Consider the following 3,333-nt stretch of genomic DNA (forward strand, 5'->3'; position numbering starts at 1 on the left):
CTGGATGGCATCGACCACATCGTCGGCATCCTGCAGGTTCAGCGCCACGCCACCGGCATCACTCTTGTGCAGGATGTCCTGTGATACCACCTTGACGACATGGGGCGCCTTGAGATCGCGCAGGCCCGACGCCACATCCTCGACCCCCTTGACCTGCACGGAGCGCGGGGCCCTGACACCGAAGCCTTCCAGGAGCCGCTTGCCTTCGGCCTCGGTCAGCGAGCCACGCCCAGCCTTACGTGCTGCAATAATGATGTTCAACGAATCGTTCATGGAATTCACCCTTAGCTGCTGGTGGGCCAGGTTTGCATCAGGTGCTGACCGATACCCTTGGTACGGCGGCGGCGATGGACATCCAGCATGCGAATCAGGTAGTCCCGGGTTTCCTGCGGCTTGATGACGTCATGTGCAGAGAACGTAGACGCCATATCCCAGATCTCGATGTCCTTCTGGATTTCCGCCAGGGCCTGATCGAAACCATCGTCGCCTGGACTCAGGTCATGCACGATCTTGGTGGCGAATACCGGGTCCATGAAGCTGACCTCGGCGGTCGGCCAGGCAATCATTTCATCGTTATGCTCACCGCCACCCAGGGCAACATAGGCACGCCCGTAGGCCTTGCGCACGAGAACGGTGAGCTGGGGAACCGTCGTCAGACAGGTGGCGTTCATCAGGTTCACGATGTGGCCAGGCGCGCCCTTCTTCTCCGCACCAGTACCCACCACGAAGCCGGGGGTATCCATGAACCGCACGATCGGGATGTTGAAGGAGTCACACAGGACCGTCAGGTCGATCAGCTTACGGATGGCTTCGACCGACATGGCACCGCCGCCGTCCATGGGGTTGTTGGCAATAATGCCGACGGTCTTGCCGCCTAGCCGAGCCAGCGCGGCAATGGCCGGCTTGCCGAAGCGTGGCTTGAATTCCAGCAGGCTGTCCTTATCGACGATGACCTCGAGGACCTTGTGCATGTCATAGACATGGGTACGGCTTGCAGGAAGAACCTTGAGGATATCTTCCTGCTGGTCTCCTGACCCTGCCGGAATGTCATACTCAGGCGGCAGCTCCATGTTGTTGTTGGGCATATAGCTGATGAAGCGCCGGATTTCCTCCATGGCCTCTTCATCGGTGTTGACGAAGCGATCTACCAGGCCAGTCATGTCGGCATGGATACGCCAGCCGCCCAGATCTTCAGGGTCGACGCGCTCCCCAATGGCCATCGACACCAGGCCCGGGCTAGAGACCGACAGGACTGATCCTTTCTTCATCACGGAGAAGTCCGAGCAGCAGACCAGCCAGGCGGAAGAGCCGAAGGATGTATCGAGAGCCACCGCCGCCCAGGGATTCTCGCGGAGACGCCGGAACTGGGTCGTGTCGTTGCCCAGCATGGCACCCATTCCCTTGGAGCCCATGGCATCGGGCAGCCTGGCGCCGGTGGACTCGCCGATGTGGATGAAGGGAATTCCCCTTTCCACGGTGGAGCGTCGAATATAGCCCAGCTTCTTGGAGTTGGTGCCACCGGTGGATGCCCCCTTGACGGTAAAGTCATTGACACAGACGCCAACGTCACGGCCATCGATCCTGCCGAAGCCGGTGATCTTGCCGTCGCGTGGTGTCTTGGCGGGGTCGAGATTGCCCCCGGATGCTGCACCCAGGAGTCCCACCTCGATGAAGCTGTCCTTGTCGACCAGGCATGCCAGCCGCTCCTCGGCATTCAGGCTGCCACGCTCCTTACGCCGCTGGAGCTTCTCCTCACCACCCATGGCGCGTGCATTCTCACGACGCCTTTCCAGATCATTCATGATGTCATCATGTGCCATGATCAACTCCTGCTCTTGTTCATCTTGTTTATGAGAAATTCAGACTTTGCGTTGTACTGTCATCCAGCAGCTGACGGTTGACACTTGGCCGATATCCCTTGGTCAGGATGATATCGCCATCCCTGAACGTCAGTGGTGTATCGAGCAACCGATAGACAGGCTTGAGGAAGCCATTGAATTCGCCGGCATTGCGAATGGTGCTCTGCGCCACGCAGGCCTCCATCCAGCTGGTGATTTCACTACCCAGTCCATCGCCGAGCACGGGCTCCATGCCATGCGCGCGAACGGCGTCGAGCCCCTCCTTGAGGCCCTGCATGGAGCCAAAGCGCTTGAGCTTGAGCTTGCAGAGCCGAACACCTTCCAACTTGCTGGCGCGCTCGATATCGGCAAGGGTGCAGATGGGCTCATCGAGCATCAGCGGCACCTTCGAAACCCGAGCGACGGCGGCATTGGCATCCCAGTCCTCGGCCAGGCAAGGCTGCTCGAACAGCTCGATTCCCTCCGGGTTCAATGAAGAGGCGAATCGGCAGCCATGGTCCTGATCGAAGGCGCGGTTCGCATCCAGACGCAGCGTAGCCCTTCCGGCCGTGACCTCCTGGATGGCGGCGACCCGCCTGAGATCGGCCTCGAGATCCTTGCCGACCTTGACCTTGAAGGTCTTGAACCCCTTGGCCATCAGCTCTTCCAGCTCTCCCGGAATATTCTCCAGGTTGGTGGAGTTGACGGGGGTGAGTAGGGGCAGATGAAGATCAACGGGAATGTTGATCAGGTCAGTGTTGTCCAGCACTTCCAGCGCCGTGGCCAGCGCACTGGCGGCCACCTTGCTCTCGGGCATGCGCTCCTGGACTAGCCGCCTGGCCTCCCCGACGGTCTTGCCCAGTAATGCCTGACTCAGCTCCTTGCAGAACGCCCAGCCACCCTCACGGGTTTCACTACTTGAGCCAGGCGAGATATGGCCGTCCCCGAACCCTACTCGACCATCGTCCGTCGTGATCTCGACGTAATAGGGCTCGAATTCTTCAAAGGTTCGGTAGGAGAGTCGGTAAGGGACCACCAAGGGGAGGCGGAGCTTCCTTAAATTGACGGATGTGATCTTCATTCGAATGTCTCACTCCTCTACGAGAATGCAGCCCTGTAATTCGATGGGGCACGACCTTCAGCCCCTGATGTCTCGGGACCCCATGTCGAAGCAGTATGTCAATCCAAGCCTATCCTGAGAGTAGCAGCTAACGCAACCACCTACACTGCGACGACGCCGTCACTCACTTGGGATATGGATAAATTAATTATCTAAAACATATAGTTAACAACTTTTATGAGGAGTAAACTGGACCCCACTGTCAAGACAGAAAGTGCATGGGTTTAAGCAATAGCCTGTGCCTCACTCGCAGCTGAACAGCGCTGCCCTGGTCCCGCTGGTTCACCGGCCGGCGTCGCCGCCGGGCCGTACTTGTCCACGATCAGTGCGCCCCCGCCCTGCCGGGTCCGATAGACCGTTTCCGGTGTCTCGTTC

General features: G+C 59.1%; 3 protein-coding genes. All 3 read right to left on the minus strand.

Annotation, left to right across the window (positions count from 1 at the left end; translation table 11 throughout):
• A partial coding sequence (locus tag ACESMD_RS04990) for an acetate--CoA ligase family protein (RefSeq protein WP_372610913.1) occupies positions 1–273 on the minus strand: 273 nt, incomplete at its 3' end.
• Positions 274–284: 11 nt separating this feature from the next.
• Positions 285–1,820: an acyl-CoA carboxylase subunit beta gene (locus ACESMD_RS04995; RefSeq protein WP_372610915.1), complete on the minus strand. Its 1,536-nt coding sequence runs from the start codon at positions 1,818–1,820 to the stop codon at positions 285–287.
• 28 nt (positions 1,821–1,848) lie between these two features.
• Positions 1,849–2,919, minus strand: coding sequence for a mandelate racemase/muconate lactonizing enzyme family protein (locus tag ACESMD_RS05000; RefSeq protein ID WP_372610917.1), 1,071 nt, complete (start codon positions 2,917–2,919; stop codon positions 1,849–1,851).
• Positions 2,920–3,333: the final 414 nt, after the last annotated feature.

This window comes from Halomonas sp. (assembly GCF_041689495.1).
Taxonomy (GTDB): Bacteria; Pseudomonadota; Gammaproteobacteria; order Pseudomonadales; family Halomonadaceae; genus Halomonas.

Bases quoted from the DNA above. Each gene is read 5' to 3' on its own strand.
- ACESMD_RS05000 (WP_372610917.1), bottom strand. From the start codon at position 2,919: ATGAAGATCACATCCGTCAATTTAAGGAAGCTCCGCCTCCCCTTGGTG.
- ACESMD_RS04995 (WP_372610915.1), bottom strand. From the start codon at position 1,820: ATGGCACATGATGACATCATGAATGATCTGGAAAGGCGTCGTGAGAAT.